Source organism: Corallococcus macrosporus DSM 14697, assembly GCF_002305895.1.
Classification (GTDB): domain Bacteria; phylum Myxococcota; class Myxococcia; order Myxococcales; family Myxococcaceae; genus Myxococcus; species Myxococcus macrosporus.
Map to the genome: position 1 here is coordinate 2136901 of NZ_CP022203.1, position 25445 is coordinate 2162345.

Consider the following 25445-nt stretch of genomic DNA (forward strand, 5'->3'; position numbering starts at 1 on the left):
GGCCCGCCCGCGGTGGGCCCCCGGGGAGGTCGGGGGGCGCCTGGGGCGCCCAGGCTGATGGGCCCGGGGCATGCCTGCGCCCGCCAGTCCGCTGCTCGTCACCGCCTTCAGTGGTCTGGTGGCGGGGCGCGGGCGCGGCTCGTGACCTGAGGCGCCCCCTGGCCGCGCGTCGCGTAGGGATCAGGAACAGCCTGACTTCATCAATCCCCCCTTGTTCGTGGGAAGCTCCTGCGGAGCCGTGAGGTTGCCCTCGTGGCAGCGAACGCATGCCTCCACCTGGTCGTAGATGGGGTTGCCATCAGGGTCCAGTGGCCAGGGGGGCAGACCCGGGCTCCAGTAATAGGTTTCATACAGCAGCAGGTCGAAGGAGTTGATGGCCCCATCGCAATTCCAGTCCTGAACCGGAGAGGCGGTATCTCCACTCGCCCGGGCCTCCGGCATCGCGAGCAGCGACAAAAGGCCGAGGAGGGCGGCGGTCAGCTTCATTCTCATGAGGGACTCCTGTCCTGGTTTGAGTCCAAGAGGTGGCGCCACGTCACCCGTTGGAGCACGCGGGGGGGAACAACCGGCGTGGGAGCTGTCGGGCAGCGGAACTCACGCGCCGCGCTGGCACTGCAAGGTCTTCACCAGCACGCCCTGGCCCTTCATCCGGCCGCGCGGCCGGACGAAGGGCGCAGCGAAGCAGCGGTGGGCTACTCCGAGTACTCGTAGCTCTCCACGAGCTGCCAGTCGCGGTTGTAGACGTAGCGCCGGGTGAACCAGCCGCTGTGGCAGCTCCCCGTGTTGGTGGCGGTGTAGCCGTAGACGAAGCCGTTGTGGACGCGGGCGTTCAGGCTGGGATAGCCGGGGTTCTCACAGGGCTGGGTGACGCGGACGGACTGGTAGGCGGCCTCGGCGTAGACCTGCTCCTGACCCTCGAAGTCGTAGATGGAGTGGACGCGCACGGCCTCGAACGACTTGAGCTGCGTGGCCTGCTGGGCGTGGGTCTGCGTGGGGAAGGCCTGCAGGTGGGCCAGCGTCGTGGCCTCGGAGGTGAGCGTGCCGGTGAGGCGGTGCACGGCGCCATCATCGTCGGACAGCGCGGCGCGGATGGAGGCGATGCCCGCCGGGCCCTGGTAGACGGAGGTGTCGCCCCACGTGAAGCTGAAGGCGCTGCCCGCGCTGTAGGCGTTGAGCGCGCACGCGCCGTTGGCGCCAGCCGTCTCGACGATGATGATCTTGCGGAGACGGTGCTCGGGGTTGATGAGCGCGACGCACTCGTTGCCAGCGACGCCGTCGTAGTTGCCGGCCGGCAGCACGGCCTCGACGACGTTGTAGACGCGGAACGACGGATCCGTGGCCTGTTGCTCGATGGACTGGACCTCCGCCGTGTCCGCGTCCGTCTCGGGGCCGAGACAGCCAGCAGTGAGAGAAGACGCGAGGAGGAGGGACGCGAAACGCAGGGATGTGTGCATGGCGGCGGAAGCTAGCACACTTGATTTGCTTGTTTTTGACGTTTATGTCGATTTGCGGCACATGCGTTGATACGTATTTGTTGCTTCACATCCGGCGTGCCTGCGACACCCACATCGACAGGCCACATGCCGCATGGCCCCCTCGCGGTTCGAGGGGGCAGAGGCTTTCAGCCCGCGAGCGGCGTCTGCCGCGCCTGGGCCTCGCGCAGCCAGGCCACCGTGTCGCTCAGCGTCTGCCGGTGGCTGCGGGGCCGGTAGTCGAGCTCCTCGTGGCTCCAGAGCGTCTTGAAGCCCCAGTGGCACGTGGACATCTCCAGCACCACGGGGTCCGGCAGCTTCTTGAGCGGCACGTGGGAGCCGAGCTTCGCGAGCCCGTCGACGACGAGCGTCGGCACGCCGGGCCGGTTCACCCGGATGCCGGCGACCTCGCCCACGCGCTCGAAGAAGGTGCGCAGGGGCAGGGCGGTGCCGGGCAGGTGGTACGTGTCCCGCCAGTCCGCCTTCTTCGCCAGCACCGCGAGGGCGTGCGCCACGTCCCGCACATCGGTGAAGGCGATGCCTCCGGTGGGGATGAAGGGGAGGCGGCCGTTCAGCACGCGGGCCACGTTCGTCGTGGAGCGGCCCAGGGTGTCACCCGGGCCGAGCAGCACCGGAGGCCGCACCACCGTCAGCGCCACGCCGAGCTGCTTCGCCAGCTTCCGCGACTGCTCCTCGGCGCGAATCTTCGACAGGTAGTAGGGCCACCGGCCCACGAGCCCCTCCGCGTAGAGGGAGTGCTCGTCCGCCTCGATGGTCGGATGGGCGAAGCAGCCCACCGTGCCGGACGTCGACACCAGCACCAGCCGGGCGTCGAGCGCCTTGGCGGCGCGCACCATGGCCAGCGCGCTGTCGATGTTGAAGCGCACCATCTCCTCGGCGTGCTGCCGGCTGTGGTGGACCATGCCCGCGGCGTGAATCACCACCTTCACGCCCTGCGCCCGCGGCAGCCACGCGTCCGGGTCGAGCGGCGTGCCCGACACCTGGGCCACCGCGCCCGGCAGCGGCGCGCGCACCAGCGCCACCGCGTCGTCGCCCAGCGCCTCCAGGAGATTGCGTCCGAGGAACCCGCTGGCTCCCGTCACGAGTGTCTTCACGGCTGCACCCCGCGCCAGGCGCACGCTTCATGGAACTGGGAGAGCTCCGCCGCGTTCGGCCCCCACTCAAAGTTGTCACCCGAGGGCTTCACGATGTCGCGGGACACCAGGGCCTGCACCACGCCATCCAGGTGCGGCCGGTGCGTCACCGCCACGGCCTTCAGCTCGTCGGGCGCGCGGACCTTGGTCGCCTCCTGGTAGTCCCGCACGACGGGCTCGAAGAGCGCCTTCACCACCGCGTCGACGCGCGCGTCGCTCAGCTCGGCCAGCGGGGTGGCGCACCAGCGGTAGCGCGACAGGTGGTCCTCCAGCGCGGGGTTGCCCGGCTGGCGCGCCAGCACGTCCCCGGCGAACCAGTGCTGCCACTGGTTCCGGAGCGAGTGCGCCAGGGCCGGGGACAGCGGCGTCGGAACGGGCAGGTCGCTGTCCACCACCCGGCCGCCGCGGCGCTCGATGGCGTCACGCAGCCAGGCCTCGTCCACGCCCGGAATCGGGTGCTCGGCGAGGAACGTGCGCAGGTGGAAGCTGCTCACCGTGGTGTGGCGCTGCAGCTCGGCCATGAGCGTGTGGCTCAGCGCGCGGACGTCGGTGTCCGGGTTGAGCGCCTGCGGCGCCCCGCACGCGACGTGCACCCGGCCGAGCTGCACCTGGCCCCGCGCCAGCTTCGACAGCCAGGACAGCACGCCGGTGAGCGTCATCTTCGGACGCGGCCTGCCGGACAGCTCCTCGGACAGGGACGCCTCCTCCGGCAGCCGGTCGTAGGAGATGGCGATGGGCAGCACGACGAACTTGCGCCGCGTGTTCTGCAGGGCGCGCAGCAGCCCGCGCTTGGGCGGCAGCATCAGCCGCGCGCGGCTGCGCTGACCCTCGACGAAGAACATCAGCGAGGCGTTCTTCTCGGTGAGCCGGCGCAGCTCCTCGCCCAGCTCCGGCACCTCGCGGCCCACGCCGCGCTTGATGAAGAAGGCCTGTGACTCCTTGAGAATCGGCCCCACCACCGGGATGCGGCCGAACTCCTCCGCGGCGGCGATGTGGGGCATCGAGATGCCCAGCTCCGGGTGCTGGAAGCACAGGTAGCTGGTCAGCAGGAAGTCGAAGTAGCTGCGGTGGGTGGGGGCCAGCACCACCAGCGTGCCGGGGGGCACCTGCGCCATCGCGCGCTCGAAGGACGGCCGGTCGAACGTCACGTCGCTGGTGCAGTGGCGGAACGTCTTGCGCAGCGCATAGCCGAACACCTTGTGCGTGGCGTTGCCCACGCCGCGCTCCTGGACCCACGCCCGGTCACCGCGCGCGTCGTCGTGCTTGGGGCCGGCGAAGGACACCTGCGTCTCGTCGCGCGAGAGCAGGTGGCGGTACATGCCCTCGTTCACCACGCGCACGTAGTCGAAGGGGTCGAAGCCGGGGACCTCCAGCGGCGCGCCGCGCACGAAGTCGAAGGTGTGGTGCGTGAAGTACGAGAAGCCCTCGTTGAGGTACTGCACCTTCTCGTCGGCGCGCACCAGCCGGCGGTGCGCCTTGCTCTGGCCCAGCAGCGCGAGCGCCGCCTTCTGCAACTGCACCGGCAGCTCCCGGCGCACCAGGTCGACCGTGTCGAAGCCGTGGTCCTTGCGGCCCACGAACATGTCCGGCGCCTTCACCACGCCGGGGCGGTGCTTGAACCACTCGATGGTGGACGCCGCGGCCATGTCGATGCGCAGCGCGCGCTGCACGCCCATGGTGGCGTGGACGATGGGGACGGCCTGGCCGGGCTTGGGCATGGGGCCGAACACCGAGCGCACGACTTCACTGGCGACCACGTCCACGGGCACCACGTCCAGGCGCACCGACGGGTCCGCGTTGAAGGCGCGCACCACGCCCAGGCCGCTGTACAGCAGGCAGCCCGCCAGCGCCGCCGGGCTGTCGAGCCAGGCGGGGAAGGGCGTGCGGTAGGCGGCCGAGACGATGCTGGGGCGCACGATGACGACGGGGACGTGGCCGCGCTGCTCGCAGATGAGGTGCTCGGCGACGCTCTTGGTGAGCGTGTACGTGTTGGGGTGGCCGGTGAGCTCCAGCCACTCGCGGCCCTCGCCCTCGGCCACCTGGAAGGCGGCGTAGAGCTCCGCCGCGGGCTTCGGCAGGTGCGCCAGCTTCTCTTCGATGGGGCCGGGCCGCCACACGTTGACGTAGGCCGTGGACACGTCGACCATGCCCACCAGCCTGGGGCAGGCGCGCGCCAGCTCCAGCACGGACAGCGCGCTGCGGATGTTGGCGGAGGTCGCCTGCGCCAGCGGCAGGTCGAACTCCACGCTGGCGGCGCAGTGCACCACGTGCGTGACGTGCTGGCGCACGGCCTCCGAGTCCGCGGGGGCCAGGCCGCAGGCGGGCTGCTCCAGGTCGCCGCTCACCACCGCGACGCGCTCCGTCCAGCCGGCGGGCAGGCGCGAGAAGCACTCCGCCTGCGCCACCTTCGCGAAGCGCTCCGCGGCCGAATGCACGCGGCCCTGGCGGTCCTTCGACTCGCGCACCAGCACCGTGACGCGCTCGACGCCCTGGGAGAGCAGCGCCTCCAGCACCACCTTGCCGACGAAGCCGGTGACGCCCGTAAGGAAAACGTGGCGGGACATCAGTGCGCCTCCTCATCCGGGGTCAGGGCCACCGGTCCATTGATGCCGCTGTTCGACGCGCCAAAGACGTTGTCGGGGTCGATGGCGGCCTTCACCTTGCGGTTCAGGGCCAGCGCGCCCTCCGAGTACACCTCCGGCAGGAACCCGCGGCGAATCTTGCCAATGCCGTGGTGGTGCGACAGCGAGCCGCCCGCGGCGAGAATCTCCTCCCGCGCCGCGTGCTCCAGCGCCGCGTACGCGGCCACCGGGTCCGCCACGCCCTTCGCGTAGAAGCCCAGGTAGAAGTAGATGACCACGCCCGTCTGGTAGACCTGCGTGAAGCGGCCGGTGAAGAAGACCTTGCCCGGCAGGCCCATGGCGGCGTGCTCCTTCTCCACGCGGCGCTGCACGCGCTCGTAGAGGTCCATGGCCCGGCTCCACGGCACGCTCGTCTCGAAGCTCTCGGCGATGGCCCAGTGCTCGAAGGTGAGGTCGCGGATGTACGCGATGCCGAAGGTGAGCTGGTAGCCGCGCTCGCCGTTGGCGCCGCCGCCCTTCATGCCGCCGTGCTCCGCGGCGATGCGGTACACCGTCTTCTCCTGGAAGGCGACCTCCTCGCTCGAGCCTTCAAACACGAGCGTGGCCACGGCGAGCTTGTACGGGTCGAAGCCCTTGAGCTTCGTCACCACGGCCTTCTCCACCTCGCTCTTCAGCTTCGCGGCCAGCCCGTGCTTGGCCGGCTTGAGCGCCTGTCCGAAGTGGAACTGGGTGTTGTCCATCACCCGCACGCTGGCCGGCACCGCGCCGGACTGCTGGAGCGCGTAGAGGAAGGACAGGCCCGTCTCCAGGTCCGGGAAGATGACCGAGCCGTAGCGCTGCACCTCAGGGAGCGGGAACAGCTTCACCACCGCCGTGGTGACGATGCCGAAGTTGCCCTCGCTGCCGAACATGTACTGGCGCGGGTTGACGCCCACGCTCTCCCGGGGCGCCTGGCGCGGGCGCTCCACGATGCCCTGGGCCGTGACGACCTGCATGTCCAGCACCAGGTCCTCGATGTTGCCGTAGCGGTTCTTCTTCATGCCGCTGGCGTTGGTGGCAATCCACCCGCCCAGCGTGGAGAACTCCAGGCTGTCCGGCTCGTGCCCCATGGTGAAGCCGAACTTCGCCAGCGCCTCCATCAGGTGGCGGCCCGTGGCGCCCGCCTCGATGCAGGCCATGCGGTTGACGGGGTCCACCCACAGGATGCGGTTCATCTGCCGCATGTCCACCGCGATGACGAAGCGCTCCTCCGCGAGCGGGATGCGCAGCGCCTCCGTCACGTTGGTGCCGCCGCCGAAGGGGATGACGCAGGCGCCGTGCTTCGTGGCGACCTCCACCAGCCGCACCACCTCATCGTGGCCGCGCGGGAAGACGACCAGGTCCGGCACCCGGTCCAGCTTCCGGTAGCGGATGGCCCAGATTTCACCGCCCGTGTGGCCGTGGCCCCGGCGCAGGCGCTGCTTGGGGTCGTCCGTGAGCTGCTCCTCCTTCAGGAACTCGCGCAGCGCGGCCACGAGCTTCGCGTCCTGCTTCGCCGCGGGAATCTCCGGCGGGTAGTGCGGCTCGTTGCGGTTGTCGTAGCCCAGCGGCGAGGCCAGCTTGCCAGCGAACCACGGCATCAGCTCCGGCAGCTCGACGTTGCTGATGTTGTAGCGGGTGCCCGTCAGGACGGTGTTTCCGTCGGGCTTCACCACGAAGCGGGTATCGGCGAAGCCCCAGCCCTCCAGGGACTCCTCGTCCTTGGAAGCGGGCGCCGCGGGCGGCGTGAAGCGCGTGTCTCCAGAGGCGGGCGTGGAGGGCGAGCCACCGAAGCGCTCACTCACCTCGGTCAGCGCCACATTCCCCAGACGGCGCAGCAAACCTGATTGTTTAGACATGGTCACTCGCAGTCGTACACAGGCCCCTCTGCTGCGTCAACGCGCGCGGGTTACGCAGGTGCGCACCGCGTTACGCATTTTCGGAACCATTGGTCTCGTAATTGGATTGCTTCCGAGACCCGGAGTCTCGTAAAGGCACGTCATGCGGACGGGCCGACCAAGAGACGAGAAGGTGCGCCTCGCCATCCTCAGGGCGGCGCAGGAGCTGGTGTTGGAGAAGGGCTATTCGGCCGTGACGACCGCGGACGTGGCGAAGCGCGCGGCGGCCGGGAAGCAGACCATCTACCGCTGGTGGCCGGGAAAGGGGGCGCTGGTGCTCGACGCGTTCTCGGAGTGGGTGAGCCAGGCGCCCCGCATGAGCCGCCGCAAGCCTTCCCTGTCCTCCACGCTGGTGGAGTTCTGCCGGGGCGCCTCGGAGGCGGCGCCCGTCCTGCGGGCGCTGATGGCGGAGGCGCAGTTCGACGAGGACCTCCACCGGAGGCTCATCGCCCAGCTCGTGCGCCCGCGCGGTGACGAGCTCCGGGCCTGCCTCGCCGACCGCCGCCCGGCCGACCGCGAGCTGGTGGTCAACGTGCTCTCCGGGCTGGTGTGGCAGCGGCTCATGCTCAATGAGCCGCTGGACGCGCGCTTCGTCCGCTTCGCGCTGCGGGTGGTCCAGCGCATCTGAAAGTGGCTTGCCCGGGGCGCCTGTGCTAGGGAGCGCGCAGCCACTTGACGCTCCGATGGCGGCACGACACCTCGTCGCGGCCGTAGGGTGTCCTCGGGTGGCTCTGCAGCGCGGGCGCCTCCCGAGCATTCACCACGTTGTCTCTGGAGGCCTACATGTCCGCGTCCGAACTTCCCGTCCTCGAGTTCGTCCTCACGAACTACAAGAATTTCAATGCGCGCGCGACGCGCGATGCGCTCCTGTCCTACTGGGAGCATGTTTCGAGCGGCGGCCGGATGTTCTGGAGCGTCGCGGGCGCGATGTCATCGGCGCAGCTCGGCATCACGCTCGCGCCCGCCATCCGGGCCGGGCTGATTCACGGCCTGTCCGTGACGGGCGCCAACCTGGAGGAGTCGCTCTTCCGGCTCGTCGCGCACTCCGCGTACAAGGACTTCCCGGAGTACCGCTACTTCACCAAGCAGGACGACACGAAGATCCTCGAGCAGCGGATGCGCCGGGTCACCGACACGAGCATCCCCGAGGACGAGGCGTTCCGCGCGGTGGAGAAGTACGTCGTCCCGATGTGGAAGACGGCGACGGAGAAGGGCCAGCGCCGCTTCTGGCACGAGTACTTCTACGAGGTCATCCAGATGCTGGAGCCCTCGTCGTACGAGGGTGACCCGGAGGCCTGCTGGCTGCTCGAGGCGGCGCGGCGCAAGCTCCCCATCGTCGTCCCGGGCTACGAGGATTCGACCTTCGGCAACATCTTCGCGTCCTACGTGAAGACGGGCGAGTGCAACGCGAGCATCGTCAAGTCTGGCATTGAGTACATGGCGGACTTCTATGACCGCTACGAGGAGCTCTCCGCGGGCAAGGGCGTGGGCTTCTTCCAGATTGGCGGCGGCATCGCCGGTGACTTCCCCATCTGCGTCGTCCCCTCCATCAAGTACGACCTGCAGAAGCCGGTGAAGCCGTGGGCCTACTTCTGCCAGATCAGCGACTCGACGACCTCCTACGGCTCGTACTCGGGCGCCACGCCCAATGAGAAGATCACCTGGGACAAGCTGACCGAGACGACGCCGATGTTCGTCATCGAGTCGGATGCCACCATCGTGGCTCCGCTGATGCTCCGCGCCCTGCTCGAGGCCCAGAGCAAGCCGGAGGCGGCGAAGGCGCTCATCGCGAAGCACCAGCGCTAGCCGTCGCGGCCGGCGGGGGCTGCGTTGATATGGCGTGCAAGCCCATGTTCAACGCAGCTTCAATTGTCACAGATTTACCGTGGATGTCAGAGGGGGGCCCGGAGTGTGCCGTGGGCCTGGTGGAGGCGGGGCTGGGGCTGAGCATCGCTCCCGCGTGCTCGCGCATGAAGCCAGCGCCCGCTCGGGCAGGGGCGCTTCGGACTGGGTACGGCGGCCGCCGCTCACTTGCGCTTCGTGGACTTCTTTCCACCCGCCGTGTTGAGCGCGACGGCCGCGCGGATGAGCGCCTTGAACGCCTTCGCGTCAACCGCCTCACCCTGGTGGATGTCGATGGCGCGCCTCACGTTCCCGTCGAGGCTCGAGTTGAAGAGTCCGGCGGGGTCCTCCAGGGAGGCGCCCTTGAAGAAGGTCAGCTTCACGGCCGTCTTGTATGTCTCGCCCGTGCAGATGCCCCCGTCCTGCGACCACACGGGTGTGCCTCTCCACTTCACCTCTTCCACGACGTCCGGGGCGGCCTCCTTGATGAGCGCGCGCATCCGCGCGAGCGTCTCGCCGCGCCAGTCACCCAGCTCGGCGATCTTCTCGCTGATGACCTTCGATGCCGACTCGCCATCCGTCACGGGTTGATTCTTCATCTCCCTGCCTTTCGCCGGGCGCACCCGGGATTTTCGGGCCTTGCTGAAGTTTCCTACACTGCGCCTCGCCGGGGCCTCCGAGGACCTGCCTGGAGCGCCCGCGCAATCCCCATACCCCTGGAGTGCCATGCGTCGCATCATCGTCCTGCTTGCCGCGCTGAACCTGGTTGCCTGTGCCCACGGTGGTGGTACCCCGGAGGCCAGCGCGCCGGAGGCCGCCACGGTGGCGAAGCCGAAGCCCGTCGCCACGCCCGAGGCGAAGCAGGCCGCCTCCGAGGCAAACGGGCTGTCCATGAAGGGCGACAACGCGGGCGCGCTTCCCCTCTACCGGACCGCCTGGGAGGGCGGGGTGCGAGGCAGGAACCTGGCCTACAACGCGGCCTGCGCGGCGTCCTTGCTGGGCGAGCGGGAGGAGGCGCTGGTCTGGTTGGAGCGCGCCGTGGAGGAGGGCTTCAATGACGCGAAGCACCTCCAGAAGGACTCCGACCTGGACAACGTCCGGAGCCTGCCCGGTTACGCGGCGCTGGAGCAGCGCGTCGTCGCCGCCGAGGCGGAGCAGTACGTGGCCGCGGACCCCGCGCTGCGCGACGAGCTGCTCAAGCGCATGGAGGAGGACCAGGCGGTGCGCAATGCGCTCGCCGCCTCGAACTTCCAGGATGAGGCCGCCAGGGCGAAGTTGAGGGAGGTCGACGCGCGCAACACCACGTGGCTAAAGGGCGTCATCGCGAAGCAGGGCTGGCCGGGAAGCGCCCTGGTGGGACCGCGCGCTTCCTTCGCCGCGTGGCTGCTGGTGCAGCACGCGGACCAGGATGTGGCCTTCCAGAGCGAGGTCCTCCCGATGTTGGAGCAGGCCGTGGCGCGAGGCGAAGGCTCGGCGAAGGAGCTCGCGTACCTCACCGACCGGGTGCTGGTGAACACGGGCAAGCCGCAGCGCTACGCCACCCAGTTGGAGGAGGTGGATGGCAAGACGGTGCCCAGGACGCTGGAGGACCCCGCGAAGGTGAACGAGCGGCGCGCCTCGGTGGGGCTCGATTCGCTGGAGGAGTACATCGCGGCCTTCGAGCGGATGAAGGCCGCGGCCACCCAGCAGAAGCCCTGAGCCAGGGACTCCCGGCGGCCGCCCTGCCGATGCGCTCGCCGCCGGGGCCTTCTACGTCATCGAGAAGTACAGCGACCCCTCGTTCCGCTTCGCCGGCCTCACCTCGGTCCTCCACTACCTCGTCAAGAAGCGATAGCGGCGAGTGTCAGGGCTGTAAGGTCAGCGCTGGAGCGCTCCCTGGACGAAGGCGAGCTTCGGGCTCCGGAACCCCATCTTGATCCACGCACCGAGCAGCTTGACGAAGAATGAGAACGATTGCGTCCTGCTGTTCGGGACATCCTCGGGGAGCGCCGTGCCGGGTGGGAGGTCGCTCACCATGGTCCGCAGCTCGAGCCGGGGCAGCGTTCCCTCGGGCCAGAGACAGCCGTAGAGGCTGAGCCAGTGGCCGCGCTCGAACTCGAGGAAGACGGGCGTGTTGCAGCAGGTGGCGACGACCCGCCGCGTCTTCGCCTCGGGCGAGAGGCGATGTTCCTTGAGGTGGTGGGTGCCCTCCAGGAAGTGGACGCGGTCCTTGCGGTAGAGCTCGGCGCGCGTGGTGCCGTGGGGCCCCAGGATTCGAGGCGCGGAGGGCAGGGCTTGCAGCGTGGCGCCAGCCGTGCGGCAACTGGTGCAGCAGCACTCGACGCTGATGATGGGGGCTCCCGTCACGTGGAGCTGGACCTGTCCGCAGGTGCAGCGGAGCTGAGAGGGCGGGTTCATGGCAGTGCTTTCTCCTGAAGGGGACGGCCGAAGAGGAGGCGGATGTAGCGGTCGAGGTGGTCCAGGCTTTCGTGCGCCAGGGCGGGGTCGTTGCCTGCCTTGGCGAGCACGAAGGCGCCCTGAATCACCGCCTGGGTGTGGCGCGCCAGGCTCCGGGCCGTCCACCCACCGGCGATGCGCCGCTCCGTCATGGCGGCGTCGATGTCCGCCTCGAGCGTCGCGGCATGTCCCAGGATGCTCGCGCCGCAAGCGTCGCGAATGTCCGGCGAGCTCGCGTGGACCTCCTGCGCCATCGTGCCCACCAGGCAGGTGAACTCCGCCAGGTCCCCCGCCATCATGGATTTGCGGAAGGCCACGTAGGCCAGGACGCGCTCGAGCGGGTCGCTGGGCGCGTGGTAGGGCGCGCCCGCGAAGAAGGCGCTCGTCGTCTCCGCCCAGTGCTCCGCGGCGGCCACGCCCAGCGCTTCCTTGCTCTTGAAGTGATGGAAGAACGAGCCCTTCGTCACCTCGGCGCGTTGGCAGAGTTCGTCGACCGAGGTCGCGGTGAAGCCCTTGGTGCGGATGACCTCCCGAGCGGCCTCGAGAAGCCGGGTCCTGGCATCGCCTCGTTCAGGCGCGTGTTTCGGAGGGCGTGGCATGTGGGGTGCGCATACCGTATGGTCGGTATATACGCAAGCCCATGGCGCCGGAGGGGCCCACGGCGCGGCGGCTGTCACCTAGCCGTAGGGTGTCTCTTCGTGCCGCTGGAACGGGTAGGCGAGCTGCCCCAGGTAGGTCTCCGGGGGTTGGAACTTCGTCGTCCCATACCGCGACGGCCAGTGCGCCGGCAGGTGGGCGGTGCCGAAAATCGCATCAATGAACGACAGGAAGACGGCGAAGTTCTTGTCGATGCCCTCTTCGTCCGACGTGTGGTGCCAATGATGGAACTCCGGCGTCGCGAACACCCAACGGAGATACGGCCAGCGGTGATTCACGTTGGCGTGGATGTAGACGGCGTGGAAGGACACGAAGACGAGGTAGCCGTAGATGGCGGACGGGCTGAAGCCCAGCAGGAAGACCGGCACGAATCCCGCGAACCGGTTGACGAGCACGTCCAGCAGGTGTGAGCGCGAGCTGGCCAGCCAGTCCATCTGCTGACTGGAGTGGTGGATGGCGTGGAACTTCCACATCCACGGCACCTGGTGGAAGGCGCGGTGCACCCAGTAGCTCACCAGGTCCACCACCACGAGGATTTCGAAGAACTGCAGCCAGACGGGCTGGGCGGCCACGTGCGCCTGGAAGTCCATGCGCACCGCCCAGGCGAGGAACACCTGCACCGGAATCATCACCGCGAAGGAGATGAGCTGCACGCCGACGTGGCTGATGAAGAAGTGCTTGAGGTCGGTCTGCCAGCCCTCGCGGAAGATGCGCTGCGGGTGCAGCCCCCACAGGCGCTCCATGGGAATGAAGACCAGCCCCAGGACGAAGAGCTCCAGCGCGAAATAGTCCAGGCCCGCGCTCATCGCGCGCGGCTGTTGCGTGAGGGGTTCCGCCTCGCTGCCGCCCAGCAGCATGGCCACCAGCGCGAGCAGCATGGCGATGCCGCCATGCGCCTTGGAGCGCAGGGTGAGGACGCTGACGGCGCCCAGGGCGAAGGTGGCGACGATGGCGGCCTGGAGGATGCCCCGGACCAGACCCAGGTGCTCCACGTAGATGGCCCGGCTGTCGTTGGACACCAGCAGGTGGGGGAACAGGAAGCAGAATTCAGCGCAGACGCACAGCACGCCCAGCAGGCCGGCGGTGACACCGGCGCGCTTGCCCAGGTTGATGCGCAGCGCGGGATTCAAAGGCAGCTCCATCAGGTGGCTCTCCATCAGGCCGAGCGGCGCTCTTCGAGAGCGACAGTCTACAGCCCACGACGACGTGATGGAGCCGGCAGCCGCGCCACCGTCGTGATGCTGCCCCTTCGGCGCCACGCTCACCCGGTCGTGGCGCGTTCCTGACGCCGCGGCCCGACTCGGGGCGCACCGCCGCGAGGATTGCGCGTCATGGCGACCGCCATCGCGTTCCTCGCCGCGCCTCTGGGGCGACGGAGGCAGCGCATGCCCCGGTCCACGCTCCAGCGACGTCGGCGCCCCCGTTGCATGGCTCGCGCCCATCGAGGTCCGAACAACTCCGCCAATGGGGCCCGGCCCCGCGGGGCTCCTCTGGCGCCTGTCATTGCCACCTGGAGGTCCTCCCCAATTGACCCCCACGGCCACCACTGATAGGAAGCCCTGGTATTGATAATGAGTATCAATATCGAAGCGCCCTCCGCGCCCGCGGACGCTGCCTGCACACCGTGAACATGCCCACACTTCGTCGTCGGCGGGGGGCACCCGCGCCGTTCTCTCCCGTCTCCACGTTCGCGCTTCTGGCCCTGCTGTCGGCGGGCGTCGCGCGAGCCCAGGATGCGAGCGAGCCCCCGGCGTCGGCGGCAGCCGATTCTCCCGCCACCGAGACGCCGCATTCGCAGGTGCCCGCGGGGGGGGGCGGCCCCGCGCCAGCCGGCGGGATTGTCCCTCCGGTGCTGCTGGCCCAGCCCGAAGCTGTCTATCCGCCCGAGGCGGTCGCCGCGGGGATTGAAGGCGCGGTGAAGCTCCTGCTGACGCTGGATGCGGAGGGGCGCGTTTCCCGCGCGGAGGTGGTCGAGGGGCTCGGCCACGGGCTCGACGAGGCGGCCGTGCGCGCGCTGGAGAACGCGCGCTTCTCCCCGGCGCTGCAGGACGGCAACCCCGTTCCCTGCCAGTTCGAGTTCATCCACCACTTCGTCCGCGGCCCCTCTCCCGAGGTCGCGCCACCCGCCGAGGACGCCGCCCAGGGCACGGCCGACGCGCCCGTGGCAGAGGAGGCCGCACCGTCCCCCGAGGCGGCGGAGCCTCCCGCCGGTTTCACCTCCGTCGTCCGCGGCAAGTCGACCGAAGCCCGCGCCCTGGTGCGCGGTTCGGAGTCGGTGGACGTCGTCGAGCTGGAGAAGGCCCATGAGCGCGCGGAGGACCTCGCGGAGGTGCTGACGCGTGCCTCGGCCGTGCAGGTCCAGCGGACGGGTGGGCTGGGGAGCCGGACCCAGCTCTCGCTCGGAGGTCTCTCCGGAGACCAGGTGCGAGTCCTCATCGACGGCGTCCCCATCGAGTACTCGCCCTATGTCTACGGACTCGGGAGTGTGCCCGTCTCACTCATCCGGCAGCTCGAGGTCTTCAACGGCGTCGTCCCGGTGCGGCTCGCGACGGACGCGCTGGGCGGCGCCATCCACCTGCGCTCCGACCTCGCGTCGCCAGAGACGGGCGCCTCCCTGTCGCTCCAGGGCGGCTCCTTTGGCAGCTACCGTGGGACGGGCCGGCTGACGTGGCGGGCCAACGCGCATGTCTTCATGCGGGCCGCGGGATTCCACGACCGCGCGCGGAACGACTACCGCATCACCGTCCCCGTGGACGACCCGACGACGGGGCGCGTCTCGCCGCGCGCGCTGCGCCGCAACCATGACGCGTATCGGGGCACCGGGGGCGACCTCGAGGTGGGGTTCGAGTCGCTGCCGGGCATCGACCGGCTCGTGCTCAACGCCTACCTCGGCCGCTACGACAAGGAAGTCCCTCACGACCAGTTCATGGTCCAGCCCTATGGCGCCGTCACCTCCGCCCAGGAGAGCTGGGGGCTCGGGCTTCGCTACGCGGTGTCGCCCCACGAGCGGCTGAAGGTGCTCGCCATCGCCGGGTACAACGCGCGCGTCGGCGAGCTGCTCGACGTCACGGAGTGCCTGTACGACTGGTATGGGACGTGCCGCGCGACGCGGGCGAGGGCCGGAGAGATTGGCGCCACGCCCCTGGAGAACACCCAGACGCGCACGACGTTGTTCGGCCGCGTGCGGCTCCTCGGGTCGCTGTTCGACGTGGAGGACATGGAGGTCTCGCTCGGCGTCGACGACAGCGACCGGAGCGGCGAGAACGCCTACCTCACCCGGCTGCAGCAGGAGGACCCCCTCCGGGTGCCGCTCGCGCTGACGTCGTCCTTCGGCGGCGTCTCCCATCGCCAGGTGCTCTGGGGCGGCAAGCTGGAGAACACCGCGTTCTTGAAGGGCTACCTGCAGCGCTTCGCCTCGGGGACGAGACAGGAGGCCGCGGAGGTCCGGTGGGCCGGCGGCTTCGGTGACACCGTGCGCTTCAGCCTGACGCGGGGGCTGCTCCTCAAGGCGTCCTACGAGCGGACCACGCGGATGCCCCGGGTGGACGAGCTCTTCGGCGACGGCGGGCTGCTCGTGGAGAGCGCGGACCTGGTCCCGGAGTCGAGCCACAACGCCAACCTGGGCGTGGAAGTCCTGCCCATCGTCACGCCCGTGGGCCGCTTCGGGGCCACCGCGGTCGCGGGCGTCCGGGACGTGGAGAACCTCATCCAGCTCTTCCCCGGCGACGCCACGCAGGCCTACGAGAACGTGGACCACGCCCGCTCCTACACGGCGCACGCGGGACTGGACTGGGCCTCACCCGGCGATTGGGTGGGGCTCAACGGCACCGTCACCTGGCTCAACTTCCGCAACCTCGCCCAGGAGGGCCAGTTCTCCCGCTTCCATGGGGACCGCATTCCCAACATGCCCTGGCTCCAGGCCTCGGCGACCGCGCGGTTCCAGGTGAGCAGGCTCTTGAGCTCCGCGGACGCGCTGGGCCTGGAGTGGACGACCCGCTTCGTCGAGTCGTTCTACCGCTCCTGGGAGAGCGCCGGGCGGGGCGGTGACAAGGAGCGCGTGCCGACCCAGGTGCTGCACTTCGCCGCGCTCACCTACCGCACCCGGTTCGACCGGCGCGCCTTCTCCTTCTCCTTCAACCTCCAGAATCTCACCGACGCTCCCGCCTACGACATCGTCGGTGTCCAGAAGCCGGGCCGCGCGTTCTCCGCGCGCGCCACGGTCGACCTCTGAGCGCTCGATGCCGCGCTTCGAGTCCCCTCTCAGGACCCCATCGCGAAAAGGAAACCTCATGAAGCTGAAGACCGCACTCCTCGCCCTCGCCGTGTTCGCCACCGCCTGCTCGGATTCAGAGGACCCGACTCCGCCGGATTCCGGCACCCCGGACCCCGACGCGGGGGCCACCCAGCCCCTCTATGCGGCCATCACCCAGGTCGCCATCGCGGGTGGAAACACCCAGAGCTATCTGGTGACGCTGGACGACATCGAGGAGGCGCAGACCGTCGGGATTGACGAAGCGATCGAGCTTCCCTCGGACTCGTACATCGCGACCGGTGTGCCGGGCACTGGCAGGTTCTTCGTCAGCAGCTCCCGGGTGCCGACGATGACGCCCTACACCCTCACCGCGAACGGCTCCATCGTGGCCGCTGACCCGCTCTCCTTCACCGGCCAGGGCGTCGCCGCGACCAACGGCTATCAGTCCCAGCACTACTTCGTCAGCGAGACGAAGGCCTATTACTTCGACCACGTGAACTACAAGCTGGTCATCTGGAATCCCCAGGACCTCTCCATCATCACGTCCAAGGACCTGACGTCCGAGCTCAAGGACGGCGACTTCACGTTCCGCTACTCGCAGAGCCTGGCCGTCACCGCGGGCAACGACGTCATCATCGCGGGCGGCTGGCACGCCTCGGACGTGCGGACGATTCCGGCGAAGACGGCGCTGGTCATCGTGGACACGCAGACCGATGAGGTGACGGTCAAGACGGACAACCGCTGCGGCTGGGCTCGCGACGGCGTCAAGCACACGGATGGGAAGGTCTACTACGCCACCGAGTCCCTGGGCAGCGGCGCCCACTTCGTGTCGCCCGGGACGGCCGGCGCGCCCTGCATGATTCGCTTCAACCCGGCGACGGGCGAGTTCGATTCGTGGTTCACCACGCTCGACTCCTTCGTCAACCCCGGGACGGAGGGGGACATCGCCGCCATGCTCCTGCCTGGCGCGCCCGGCAAGGGCTACCTGCGGGTGATGAACAAGACCGCCGCGCAGACCGCCTGGGACGCCGCGGTGGCCGCCGAGCGGCCGTTCAACGGGCAGAGCGCCGCCGTGGGCGCCTGGTGGAGCCTGTGGGAGGTCACCCTGGGTGAGGCGCCGACCGCGACGGCCGTCGTCCGGGACGACCTGGTGCCCACCAACGGCCGCACCATCCCGCAGAACCCCGGTGAGCTCCTGGTGCTGCCGGAGTTCATCAACGACAACGCCCAGACGCGCTTCCGCCTCATGAGCCCCGAGACGGGCCTCGGGGACGCGAAGACGGTCGTCGAGGGCCAGGTGCGCGGCCTCCTCCGCATCCGCTAGTCATCCGCTGTCCGGCCGGAGCCCCGCCGCGTCCGGCGGGGCTCCGGCCCCACTCCCATCACGTCGCTGCTGCCACGGGCTTCTTCATGATGCGCATCCATTGGCTCCTCGCGGCGGCGCTGCTGACCGTCAGTTGCGCCTCGGGACCGGTGCCTCGCGCCGAGCCGGTGACGCTCCAGGACACCTTCCAGTTCGACCTCGGCTCGGCCCACACCGGGAGGACCCACCGGATATACGTGGCGGTCCCCAAGGGCCCCGCGCCCGCCGCCGGTCACCCCGTCATCTATCTGCTGGATGGTGATGCGCACTTTCCCACCCTGGAGCGGCTCATGCGCGCCCTGCCCAGGCTCGCGAAGGGCTTCGGCGTCCCGGCGGCGACGCCCATCATCGTCGGGTTGACCTATGCGGGCGACGCGGCCTCCAGCGCCCAGGCGCGCGGCGAGGACTACACGCCGCCCGCGCCGGATGTGTCGAACACGGGGGACCGGTTCTCGAAGAAGCAGGGTGGGGCGGACCGCTTCCTGGACTTCGTGAAGCAGGAGGTCGAGCCCGCGCTCGCCGCGAGGCTGCCCCTGGATGGCTCGCGCACCGCGCTGATGGGGCACTCCTACGGAGGCCTCCTGGTGCTGCATGCGCTCTTCACGCGGCCCACGTCCTTCAACACCTTCGTGGCGGGGAGCCCATCCATCTGGTGGAACGACCGCTACGTGCTCACCGAGAAGAAGACCTTCGTCGAGCGGGCCGCGGCGACACCGGTGAAGGCGCGGGTGCTGCTCACCGTGGGAGGGCTCGAGCAGACGCCGCGCAAGAGCGCGGGGCCGCGAGGCATGTTCGCCGCCCAGCGGCGGATGGTCGACAATACCCGTGAGCTCGCCGCGGAGCTGTCGGCCATGGGCGGCGACGATTTCCAGGTCCAGTACCTGGAGTTCCCCAGCGACGACCACTACGGCTCGTGGCTGCCCCTGCTGAACCGGGGGCTGCTCTACTTCACCGCGCCCGCGCTGCTTCCGGGCGCGGACTGAGCTCGCGGAGGGCGGCGACCGCTCCGACTTCGAAGCGCATCCCGTCCAGCGCGAGGCGATTGAAGCGGGGCAGGGCGGGCGGCGTGCCCGTCATTGGCCTTGGGAAGATGGGCTCGGGCGTCGCTGCTCCTTCACCCGGTTCCGGTGGTGGGCGCGTTCGCGGTGCCCGGCCTCATCGTGCAGCGGCACCTGTCCACGCGGCGCTTCAGGCCTCCGAGCGAAGCACCGTCATCGGGTCCACGCGCGCGGCGCGCCGGGCCGGCAACCAGCTCGCGAGCAGCGCCACGGCGAGCAGGAGGAGCGCCACCACGACGAAGACGAGCGGGTCCGTGGTGCTCACCCCGTACACGAGCCCCGTGAGCACCTGGCTGAGCCCCACCGCCCCCAACACGCCGAACACGATTCCCAGCCCCGCGAGCCCCACCGCCTGCCGGAGCACCAGTCCGAGCACGTCCTCCGTCGTCGCGCCCAGCGCGAAGCGGATGCCGAATTCCCGCGTGCGCTGCGCCACCGCGTAGGACACGACGGCCGCGAGCCCCGCCACCGAGAGCAGCAGCGCCACCGCGCCGAAGGCGCCCAGCAGCAGGAGACTGAATCGCCTGGAGGCGAGCGAGCCCGCGAGCAGCTCCTCCACCGTGGACAGGCGCGAGGGCAGCTCGGGGGCCAGCGCTCGCAGCACCGGCCGCGCCGCGGTGACCAGGGCCGCGGAGCCCATCGGGCCGTGCACCGCGACGTGGAAGCGAGAGGCGGCGCGCGGACGCTGCCGGGTGCAGCCATAGAACATGGGCCTGGGGGCCTCATCCAGCCCCTGCTCCCGCACGTCCCCCACCACGCCGACGATGGTGAAGGGACGCAGGTCGCCGTCCATGTTGCCGAACTGGATGAGCTTGCCCAGCGGGTCTTCGTGGGGCCAGCGGGCCTTCGCGAGCGACTCGCTGATGACGGCCACGTGCGGCGCGTCAGCGGTGTCGCGCGCCTCGAACAGCCGGCCACGCACGAGCGGGATGCCGAGCGCGGCGAAGTAGCCCTCGCTCGCCGCCCGGTACTCGGCGGCGCCGGTGCGCTCGGGGTCGTGCGCCAGCCGCCCGAAGTCGTCGAGGTCCCGCACCTCGTCAGGGCGGTTGAGCACGAGGAAGGTGCCGTACCCCGCCGGGCCGCCCTCCAGCGGGAAGCTGCTCACGGCGCCCACCGCGTGCACGCCGGGCAACGCCGCCAGCCGCGAGAGGAGTTGCTCCTGCAACCGCGCGTTGTGCTGTCCCTGCGCCGCCTCCTCGGCCGGCGGGAGCACGAGGCTGAGCACCGCGACATCCTCGGTGCGATACCCCGGGTCCAGCGAGAGCAGCCCCATCAGGCTCCGCCCGAGCAGCGCCGCGCCCACCAGGAGGACCACGGCGAGCGCGAGCTGGCCCACGACGAGGGCCCGGCGCGTGCGCTCGGCGCTCCCTCCGCCGCTGTGCGTGTTGCCGGCGCGCGCGAGCGCGGCTCCCGGGGATTGCCGCGCCGCGCGCAGCGCCGTCAGCAGCCCGAGTCCCAGCGCGAGCAGCACGGAGAGCCCGAGGGTGAAGAGAAGCGCCGTGGCGTTCACCCCCACCTCGCCCACGCGTGGCAGGTGGCCGGGCTCGGCCGCGAGCAGCGCGCTCACCCCCCAGGCGGCGAGCACGGCCCCCAGCGCGCCTCCCGCGAGTGACAGCAGGAGCGACTCCAGGATGAACCGCCGAATCAACGCGCCGGGGCTCGCCCCCAGGGCCACGTGGATGGCCAGCTCCCGGGCGCGGGTGGCCGCGCGGGCGAGCAGCAGGTTCGTGACGTTGGCGCCCGCCACCAGCAGCAGGAAGGCCGCGGCGCCCGACAGCAGGTAGAGCGTGGGCCGCACGTGGCCCACCAGGCGCTCCTGCACGGGCTCCACGGCGATGTCTTGCATGTTCGTGTCCCGGCCGTACCGGGCCTTGAGCTCGCGGGCGATGTGCGTGAGCTCCACCCGCGCGGCCTGGAGGTCCACGCCATCCGCCAGCCTCCCCACCACCCGCCAGTTGTGGGCGGTGCGGCTGGGCAGGGGGGCCTCCAGCTCTCGCGGAATCCACAGGTGCGTGCCCACCGGGTAGTCGAAGGATTCGGGCATCACGCCCACCACGGTGTAGGCGCGCCCCTCGAAGGTGAGGGTGTTCGCCAAGGGCAGGGGCTGCGCGCCCAGAGAGCGCTTCCAGAAGGCGTGGCTCACCACCACCACGGGTGCACCTCCCGGCTGCTGCTCCTCCTCGGCGAAGAGGCGGCCCTGGGCTGGCTGCACCGCGAAGGCGGGGAAGAAGTCGCGCGAGGCGAAGGCCAGCGTGGCGAAGGCCGGCTCGTTGGCGCCCGTGACGGCGACGCTCGCCGCTCCGGACACCTGGGCCAGCGCCGAGACGGTGCGTGAGCGCGTCCGCACATCCTCGAAGTTGGGGTCCGAGAACCGCATCAGGTGGCCGTCCGCGGCGCGCTGGGAGAGCTCCACGAGGCGCTCGGGGCGCGGATAGGGCAGGGGACGCAGCAGCACGCCCTCCACCACGCTGAAGAGCGCGGTGCTCGCCCCGATGCCCACCGCCAGCATCAGCACACACATCAACGTGAAGCCGGGGCTGCGGCCCAGCGAGCGCAGGCTCTGACGCAGCCCACCCAGAACGGTATCCATCGCGACGTCTCCCGGAGCCGGTCCGCGGCCTCCGAGGGCGCCTACGCTCATCCCGGCGAACGATTGCGTGGCCCTGTCTTTTGCAACACGCTGGCGGCCGGCACCCGTGACTCGCGAAGCGCTGGTGGACCTGCTTCGCCGGAGCAGGAGTTCGCCGTCCTCCTCTCAGTCGGGGTTGCACTGGGGCATCTGCAGGAGCCTCGTGCCCTTTTCGCGCTCGTCCAGCGAGGCTGGGGCGGACGTTGGGTGCCCACAGGCGCGGTTGGCCGGGACGGCGACCTCCAACCTCCGGGGCTTGGGCAGGTTGAGGTGCTCCATGATGTGGATGAACGCCTCCCGGCTCTGGTTCGCCACGCGGGGGTTGTGCCGTTTCTCCTCGGCGATGCTCGTCACGGTGCGGCCCTGGTAGTCATGGCCGGGGTAGACGAGGGTCGAGTCGGGCAGGGCGAAGAGGACGCGGGTGAGGCTGTCGTAGAGCTGGCCCGCGTTCCCGTTCTGGAAGTCGGTGCGGCCGTTGCCACGGATGAGCAGGGCATCCCCGGTGAAGACGCGGTCGCCGAGCAGGTAGCTGACACTGTCATCCGTGTGCCCCGGGGTGGCGAGCACCTGGAAGACGAGCTGCCCGACGCGCACCGTGTCGCCGTGACGGACGTGGAGGTTGGCGCAGCTTGCGCCGCCCACGCCGCCCACCACCGTGGCCTGGGTGCGCTCGCGCAGCACGCCCGACGCCGTGACGTGGTCGGCGTGGACGTGGGTGTCGAAGACGTGGGTGAGGGTGAGGTCCAGCTCGGCCACCAGCTTCAGGTCGCGGCCGGCCTGCTCCAGCACGGGGTCGATGAGGACGGCCTGGCGCGTGGCCTCATCGCCGATGAGGTAGGTGTACGTCGAGGACTCGGAATCGAAAAGCTGCCGGAAAATCATGTCGAAGCCTCCTGCCCATGAGAGGCCAGCCGGGCGCGGAGGGATTCAGCGGGCGCAGGTGAATCCTTTTCCTGTAGACCCGGCTCTGACACGACATGACCTCCTCCATCCTGCTTCCTCTCCTGGGAGGGGCCCTCATCGGGCTGAGTGCCTCCCTGTTGCTCCTGGCCAACGGCCGGGTCGCCGGCATCAGCGGCGTGGTGGGCTCGCTGCTGGCCCCCGTGCGCGGTGACATCGCCTGGCGCGTACTCTTCTTCGCCGGGCTGCTGGCGGGAGGCCTGCTGCTTTCCTGGCTGCGGCCCAGCGCATTCCCGGTGCCCTCATCCCCGAGCGCTGGAGGCGTCTGGCTGCTGGTGGGGGCCGGGCTGCTGGTGGGGGTCGGCTCGCGGCTGGGCAACGGCTGTACCAGTGGACACGGCGTCTGCGGCATCAGCCGGGGCTCGGCCCGCTCCATCGCCGCGACGCTCACCTTCATGGCCACCGGCGTCCTCACCGTCTTCGTGGTCCGCCACGTCCTCGCGTGACGAGAGCACCTCATGCGCTCCTCCCTCAGTGCGTTCCTCAGTGGTGTCCTCTTCGCCCTCGGACTGGGGCTCGCCGGCATGACGGACCCGGCCAATGTCCTGGGCTTCCTCGACCTCGCGGGTGACTGGGACTACCGGCTCGCGTTCGTGATGGGCGGCGCCATCGCCGTCCACGCGGCGCTGCGGCCCCTCATCCACCGGCGCGCGCGGCCCCTCTTCGCCGCGAAGTTCGCAGCCCTCCCCAGGGGCAGGCCGGACGCGCCGCTGCTCATGGGCTCGGCCCTCTTCGGTGTGGGCTGGGGACTGGCTGGCTACTGCCCCGGTCCCGCGCTGACCGCGCTGGCGAGCGGTGCCGGCCAGGTCCTCGTCTTCGTGGCCGCCATGCTCGTGGGCTTCTCCCTCGCGCGGGTGCTGCAGGCGCCATCCAGGAAGGCGTTCGGGGGAGCGGGAGTTCTTCCGGAGAGGAGGTGACGGGCGGATGTCGAAGCGAACCGATGAGCAGTTGGTGAAGGCCGCGCGCTCGGGGGATGGCGAGGCCCTGGACGAAGTCCTCACGCGCCATGAGAAGCAGGTGTATCGCTTCGGCCTGCGCATGTGTGGCTCGGAGGAGGATGCCATGGAGGTGCTCCAGGAGACGCTGCTCACGGCGTTCCGGGGCATCCATGCGTTTCGCGGGGACGCGGCGCTGTCCACCTGGTTGTACCAGGTGGCGCGCACGCACTGCTTCCGCTTGAGGCGCCGGCGGGCTGGCGCGCCCGAGGACTTCCAGCCGCTCGACATGCCCGCGGCCACCCAGGTGGTGGCGCAAGAGGCCACGCCCGACATGGTCTCCCACGCGCGGCAGATGGGGGAGGTGTTGCAGGCGGCCATCCTGGCGCTGCCGGAGGCTTATCGCGAGGTGCTCATCCTCCGGGACGTCGAGGGCCTCACGGCCGAGGAGGCGGCCCGCGTGGTGGGCGTCGAGGTGCGGGCGCTCAAGAGCCGGCTGCACCGGGCGCGGCTGCAGATGCGTGAGCACCTGGCCACCCTCATGGGGGAGGGGGCCCCCGGGCAGCATCCGGGCTGTCCGGCGCTGGCGCGGGAGCTGGCGGAGTTCGCCGAGGAGGCCGTGGACCAGGCGGCCTGTTCCCGCCTGGAGGACCACCTGTCACGCTGCCCCCGCTGCAGCGAGGCGTGTGACGCGCTCAAGCGCACCGTGTCCCTGTGCCGGCGCATCCCCGGAGACGAAGTTCCCGCGCCCGTGCGCGCGGCGGTGCGGCATGCGCTGGTGCAAGCGCTGCCCACCTGAAGCGCGCGGGGCGTGGGCGCGCCTGAAGTGCGGGATGGGAGGCGGCCCAGGCCTCAGGCCGTGAGCCGCTGCTGACCCGTCGCGTCGACCGGAAGGGTGACGGTGAAGCAGGTCCCCTCGTCGGCGGAGCTCGTCACGCTGGCCTTGCCGCCGTGCGCTTCGGCGATGCCTCGCACCAGGGGCAGGCCGAGCCCCCAGCCCTTCGCGGCGCTCTCCGCCGCGGACCTCGCGCGGTGAAAGGGCTCGAAGATGGTCTGCAGCTCGTCCGCGGCGATGGGGGCGCCCTGGTTGCGCACCTGGAGCACCATGTGCTGGCCGCGTTGCTCGAGCAGGACCTCAATCGGGGTGCCCGGCGCGCCGTACTTCGCCGCGTTGGAGGCCAGGTTCTCCACGATGCGGCGCAGCCCGAGCGGGTCCGCCTTCATCTTGAACGCGCCCTCCGCCTTCAAGCTGAAGCGCCCCGGGTAGACGGCTGACAGCTCGTCCAGGGCCTGGGTCGTGAGCGCGTGGAGGTCGCACTCCCCCAGGTCCAGCGCGACGTATTTCCCGGCCTTGATGCGGCTTGCGTCCAGCAGGTTCTGAATCATGCGCTCCGCGCGGTCCAGGCTCCCATTCACCCGGGCCACGGAGGTCTGGACACCTGGCAGCTCCCCATGGCGCCTGCCCAGCAACTGCACGCTCACCTTCGCCGCCGCCAGGGGCGTGCGGAGGTCGTGGGTGAGCGCCGCGACGAAGGTGTCCCGGAGGTTCTGCTCGACCTTCAACTTCCGAATCTGATCGCGAAGGTTGAGCTCCGTCATGATGGACGCCGTCAGCTCCCGCATCACGGTGTGGTCCCGCTCGGTCCACTCGCGCACCGAGGGCTGGATGCAGCAGAAGGTCCCCAGCACGTGCCCCTCCGGGTTGATCAACGGGAGCACGATGAGCGCGACGATGCCCCAGGGCCCGGTGGAGGGATGGAACTTCAGGAATGGGTCGGCGGGCGCGTTCGACGAGATGATGGGCTCGCCCTCGAGCGTGTACCGGCACAGCGAAGCGTCAATCGGGAGCTGCCGGGTCTCCCGGAAGGGCGAGGGCAGGCCGAAGTCCGCCTTGAAGAACTGCCGGTCCGCGTCCACCAGGGACATGATGGTCAGGGGAACGTCGAGGAGCTGCGCCGCCAGCCGCGCGAGGCGGTCAAAAGCCTCCTCCTGGGGCGTGTCCATCAGCCCGGTGTCCCGGATGGCCTGCAACCGGTTCGGGTCGGTGAGGCGGCGGTTGCACCGTTGCGTCCGCGCGAGCGAGACCTCGTCCAGTTCGCCAAGGAATTTCATGAGGCGATACTAGGCCGACACACAAGGGATGGAGGCCTGGGAGGGGCGCTCGAACGCCCATTCGTTGAGCAACGTAC

21 protein-coding genes are annotated in these 25445 nt (G+C 70.0%); 9 read left to right on the plus strand and 12 right to left on the minus strand.

What is annotated here, in order from left to right; genetic code table 11:
- Nucleotides 1-180: 180 nt before the first annotated feature.
- From MYMAC_RS09010 to MYMAC_RS09030, 5 genes are all read right to left on the minus strand, one after another.
- Nucleotides 181-492: a hypothetical protein gene (locus MYMAC_RS09010; RefSeq protein ID WP_095957781.1), complete on the minus strand. Its 312-nt coding sequence runs from the start codon at nucleotides 490-492 to the stop codon at nucleotides 181-183.
- Between the two features lie 200 nt (nucleotides 493-692).
- Nucleotides 693-1454: a hypothetical protein gene (locus MYMAC_RS09015; RefSeq protein ID WP_239989432.1), complete on the minus strand. Its 762-nt coding sequence runs from the start codon at nucleotides 1452-1454 to the stop codon at nucleotides 693-695.
- A gap of 167 nt (nucleotides 1455-1621) precedes the next feature.
- Nucleotides 1622-2587: an NAD-dependent epimerase/dehydratase family protein gene (locus tag MYMAC_RS09020; protein WP_239989433.1), complete on the minus strand. Its 966-nt coding sequence runs from the start codon at nucleotides 2585-2587 to the stop codon at nucleotides 1622-1624.
- Entirely contained in the window at nucleotides 2584-5190 is a 2607-nt protein-coding gene (locus MYMAC_RS09025; RefSeq protein ID WP_095957784.1) for an SDR family oxidoreductase, read from the minus strand. Before MYMAC_RS09025 ends, MYMAC_RS09020 begins: the two co-directional genes overlap by 4 nt.
- A complete protein-coding gene (locus MYMAC_RS09030) occupies nucleotides 5190-7085 on the minus strand; it encodes an FAD-binding oxidoreductase (protein WP_043712221.1) in 1896 nt (631 codons plus the stop codon). Before MYMAC_RS09030 ends, MYMAC_RS09025 begins: the two co-directional genes overlap by 1 nt.
- A gap of 172 nt (nucleotides 7086-7257) precedes the next feature.
- On the opposite strand from MYMAC_RS09030, the gene MYMAC_RS09035 reads away from it, so the two are divergent.
- A complete protein-coding gene (locus tag MYMAC_RS09035; RefSeq protein WP_239989434.1) occupies nucleotides 7258-7752 on the plus strand; it encodes a TetR/AcrR family transcriptional regulator in 495 nt (164 codons plus the stop codon).
- Between the two features lie 155 nt (nucleotides 7753-7907).
- Complete coding sequence (locus MYMAC_RS09040) at nucleotides 7908-8930, plus strand: deoxyhypusine synthase family protein (RefSeq protein ID WP_013935168.1); 1023 nt, start codon at nucleotides 7908-7910, stop codon at nucleotides 8928-8930.
- A gap of 221 nt (nucleotides 8931-9151) precedes the next feature.
- On the opposite strand, the gene MYMAC_RS09045 is transcribed toward MYMAC_RS09040, so the two are convergent.
- Nucleotides 9152-9565 (minus strand): DUF1801 domain-containing protein, encoded by a 414-nt coding sequence (locus MYMAC_RS09045; protein WP_095957786.1) that lies wholly within the window; start codon nucleotides 9563-9565, stop codon nucleotides 9152-9154.
- A gap of 127 nt (nucleotides 9566-9692) precedes the next feature.
- On the opposite strand from MYMAC_RS09045, the gene MYMAC_RS09050 reads away from it, so the two are divergent.
- Nucleotides 9693-10664, plus strand: coding sequence for a DUF6624 domain-containing protein (locus MYMAC_RS09050; RefSeq protein ID WP_095957787.1), 972 nt, complete (start codon nucleotides 9693-9695; stop codon nucleotides 10662-10664).
- A gap of 159 nt (nucleotides 10665-10823) precedes the next feature.
- Here MYMAC_RS09050 and MYMAC_RS09055 read toward each other — a convergent pair whose 3' ends face one another.
- The 3 genes from MYMAC_RS09055 to MYMAC_RS09065 form a co-directional block, all read right to left on the minus strand.
- On the minus strand, nucleotides 10824-11363 hold the full coding sequence (locus MYMAC_RS09055) for a GFA family protein (protein WP_095957788.1): 540 nt from the start codon (nucleotides 11361-11363) through the stop codon (nucleotides 10824-10826).
- Entirely contained in the window at nucleotides 11360-12001 is a 642-nt protein-coding gene (locus MYMAC_RS09060; protein ID WP_095957789.1) for a TetR/AcrR family transcriptional regulator, read from the minus strand. Before MYMAC_RS09060 ends, MYMAC_RS09055 begins: the two co-directional genes overlap by 4 nt.
- A 78-nt stretch (nucleotides 12002-12079) precedes the next feature.
- The gene (locus MYMAC_RS09065; RefSeq protein WP_095961537.1) at nucleotides 12080-13201 is read right to left on the minus strand and encodes a sterol desaturase family protein; all 1122 of its coding nucleotides are present in this window, start codon (nucleotides 13199-13201) and stop codon (nucleotides 12080-12082) included.
- Nucleotides 13202-13908: 707 nt separating this feature from the next.
- On the opposite strand from MYMAC_RS09065, the gene mxcH reads away from it, so the two are divergent.
- From mxcH to MYMAC_RS09080, 3 genes are all read left to right on the plus strand, one after another.
- A complete protein-coding gene (gene mxcH / locus MYMAC_RS09070; RefSeq protein WP_239989435.1) occupies nucleotides 13909-16290 on the plus strand; it encodes a TonB-dependent siderophore myxochelin receptor MxcH in 2382 nt (793 codons plus the stop codon).
- 58 nt (nucleotides 16291-16348) lie between these two features.
- A complete protein-coding gene (locus tag MYMAC_RS09075) occupies nucleotides 16349-17635 on the plus strand; it encodes a hypothetical protein (RefSeq protein ID WP_095957790.1) in 1287 nt (428 codons plus the stop codon).
- Between the two features lie 86 nt (nucleotides 17636-17721).
- Nucleotides 17722-18657, plus strand: a complete 936-nt coding sequence (locus MYMAC_RS09080) for an alpha/beta hydrolase (protein WP_095957791.1) — start codon at nucleotides 17722-17724, stop codon at nucleotides 18655-18657.
- Nucleotides 18658-18862: 205 nt separating this feature from the next.
- Here the strand turns inward: MYMAC_RS09080 and MYMAC_RS09085 are convergent, their stop codons facing one another.
- On the minus strand, nucleotides 18863-21322 hold the full coding sequence (locus MYMAC_RS09085; RefSeq protein ID WP_095957792.1) for an ABC transporter permease: 2460 nt from the start codon (nucleotides 21320-21322) through the stop codon (nucleotides 18863-18865).
- Nucleotides 21323-21487: 165 nt separating this feature from the next.
- Nucleotides 21488-22243 carry an MBL fold metallo-hydrolase gene (locus MYMAC_RS09090; protein WP_095957793.1) on the minus strand — a complete coding sequence of 252 codons (756 nt, stop codon included), beginning with the start codon at nucleotides 22241-22243 and terminating at the stop codon, nucleotides 21488-21490.
- A gap of 95 nt (nucleotides 22244-22338) precedes the next feature.
- Between MYMAC_RS09090 and MYMAC_RS09095 the strand changes: the two genes are divergently transcribed.
- The 3 genes from MYMAC_RS09095 to MYMAC_RS09105 are packed head-to-tail and all read left to right on the plus strand — an operon-like array spanning nucleotide 22339 to nucleotide 24055.
- Nucleotides 22339-22767, plus strand: coding sequence for a YeeE/YedE family protein (locus MYMAC_RS09095; RefSeq protein ID WP_013935155.1), 429 nt, complete (start codon nucleotides 22339-22341; stop codon nucleotides 22765-22767).
- Nucleotides 22768-22779: 12 nt separating this feature from the next.
- On the plus strand, nucleotides 22780-23238 hold the full coding sequence (locus MYMAC_RS09100; protein ID WP_095957794.1) for a DUF6691 family protein: 459 nt from the start codon (nucleotides 22780-22782) through the stop codon (nucleotides 23236-23238).
- Between the two features lie 7 nt (nucleotides 23239-23245).
- Entirely contained in the window at nucleotides 23246-24055 is an 810-nt protein-coding gene (locus MYMAC_RS09105; RefSeq protein WP_013935153.1) for a sigma-70 family RNA polymerase sigma factor, read from the plus strand.
- Between the two features lie 53 nt (nucleotides 24056-24108).
- Here the strand turns inward: MYMAC_RS09105 and MYMAC_RS09110 are convergent, their stop codons facing one another.
- Complete coding sequence (locus MYMAC_RS09110; protein ID WP_095957795.1) at nucleotides 24109-25368, minus strand: GAF domain-containing sensor histidine kinase; 1260 nt, start codon at nucleotides 25366-25368, stop codon at nucleotides 24109-24111.
- Nucleotides 25369-25445: the final 77 nt, after the last annotated feature.

Excerpts from the sequence above, each read along its gene's own strand:
- MYMAC_RS09010 (WP_095957781.1), bottom strand. The coding sequence starts at position 492 with ATGAGAATGAAGCTGACCGCCGCCCTCCTCGGCCTTTTGTCGCTGCTC.
- MYMAC_RS09015 (WP_239989432.1), bottom strand. The coding sequence starts at position 1,454 with ATGCACACATCCCTGCGTTTCGCGTCCCTCCTCCTCGCGTCTTCTCTC.
- MYMAC_RS09025 (WP_095957784.1), bottom strand. The coding sequence starts at position 5,190 with ATGTCCCGCCACGTTTTCCTTACGGGCGTCACCGGCTTCGTCGGCAAG.
- MYMAC_RS09030 (WP_043712221.1), bottom strand. The coding sequence starts at position 7,085 with ATGTCTAAACAATCAGGTTTGCTGCGCCGTCTGGGGAATGTGGCGCTG.
- MYMAC_RS09040 (WP_013935168.1), top strand. The coding sequence starts at position 7,908 with ATGTCCGCGTCCGAACTTCCCGTCCTCGAGTTCGTCCTCACGAACTAC.
- MYMAC_RS09045 (WP_095957786.1), bottom strand. The coding sequence starts at position 9,565 with ATGAAGAATCAACCCGTGACGGATGGCGAGTCGGCATCGAAGGTCATC.
- MYMAC_RS09050 (WP_095957787.1), top strand. The coding sequence starts at position 9,693 with ATGCGTCGCATCATCGTCCTGCTTGCCGCGCTGAACCTGGTTGCCTGT.
- MYMAC_RS09055 (WP_095957788.1), bottom strand. The coding sequence starts at position 11,363 with ATGAACCCGCCCTCTCAGCTCCGCTGCACCTGCGGACAGGTCCAGCTC.
- MYMAC_RS09060 (WP_095957789.1), bottom strand. The coding sequence starts at position 12,001 with ATGCCACGCCCTCCGAAACACGCGCCTGAACGAGGCGATGCCAGGACC.
- MYMAC_RS09065 (WP_095961537.1), bottom strand. The coding sequence starts at position 13,201 with ATGGAGCTGCCTTTGAATCCCGCGCTGCGCATCAACCTGGGCAAGCGC.
- MYMAC_RS09075 (WP_095957790.1), top strand. The coding sequence starts at position 16,349 with ATGAAGCTGAAGACCGCACTCCTCGCCCTCGCCGTGTTCGCCACCGCC.
- MYMAC_RS09080 (WP_095957791.1), top strand. The coding sequence starts at position 17,722 with ATGATGCGCATCCATTGGCTCCTCGCGGCGGCGCTGCTGACCGTCAGT.
- MYMAC_RS09085 (WP_095957792.1), bottom strand. The coding sequence starts at position 21,322 with ATGGATACCGTTCTGGGTGGGCTGCGTCAGAGCCTGCGCTCGCTGGGC.
- MYMAC_RS09090 (WP_095957793.1), bottom strand. The coding sequence starts at position 22,243 with ATGATTTTCCGGCAGCTTTTCGATTCCGAGTCCTCGACGTACACCTAC.
- MYMAC_RS09095 (WP_013935155.1), top strand. The coding sequence starts at position 22,339 with ATGACCTCCTCCATCCTGCTTCCTCTCCTGGGAGGGGCCCTCATCGGG.
- MYMAC_RS09100 (WP_095957794.1), top strand. The coding sequence starts at position 22,780 with ATGCGCTCCTCCCTCAGTGCGTTCCTCAGTGGTGTCCTCTTCGCCCTC.
- MYMAC_RS09105 (WP_013935153.1), top strand. The coding sequence starts at position 23,246 with ATGTCGAAGCGAACCGATGAGCAGTTGGTGAAGGCCGCGCGCTCGGGG.
- MYMAC_RS09110 (WP_095957795.1), bottom strand. The coding sequence starts at position 25,368 with ATGAAATTCCTTGGCGAACTGGACGAGGTCTCGCTCGCGCGGACGCAA.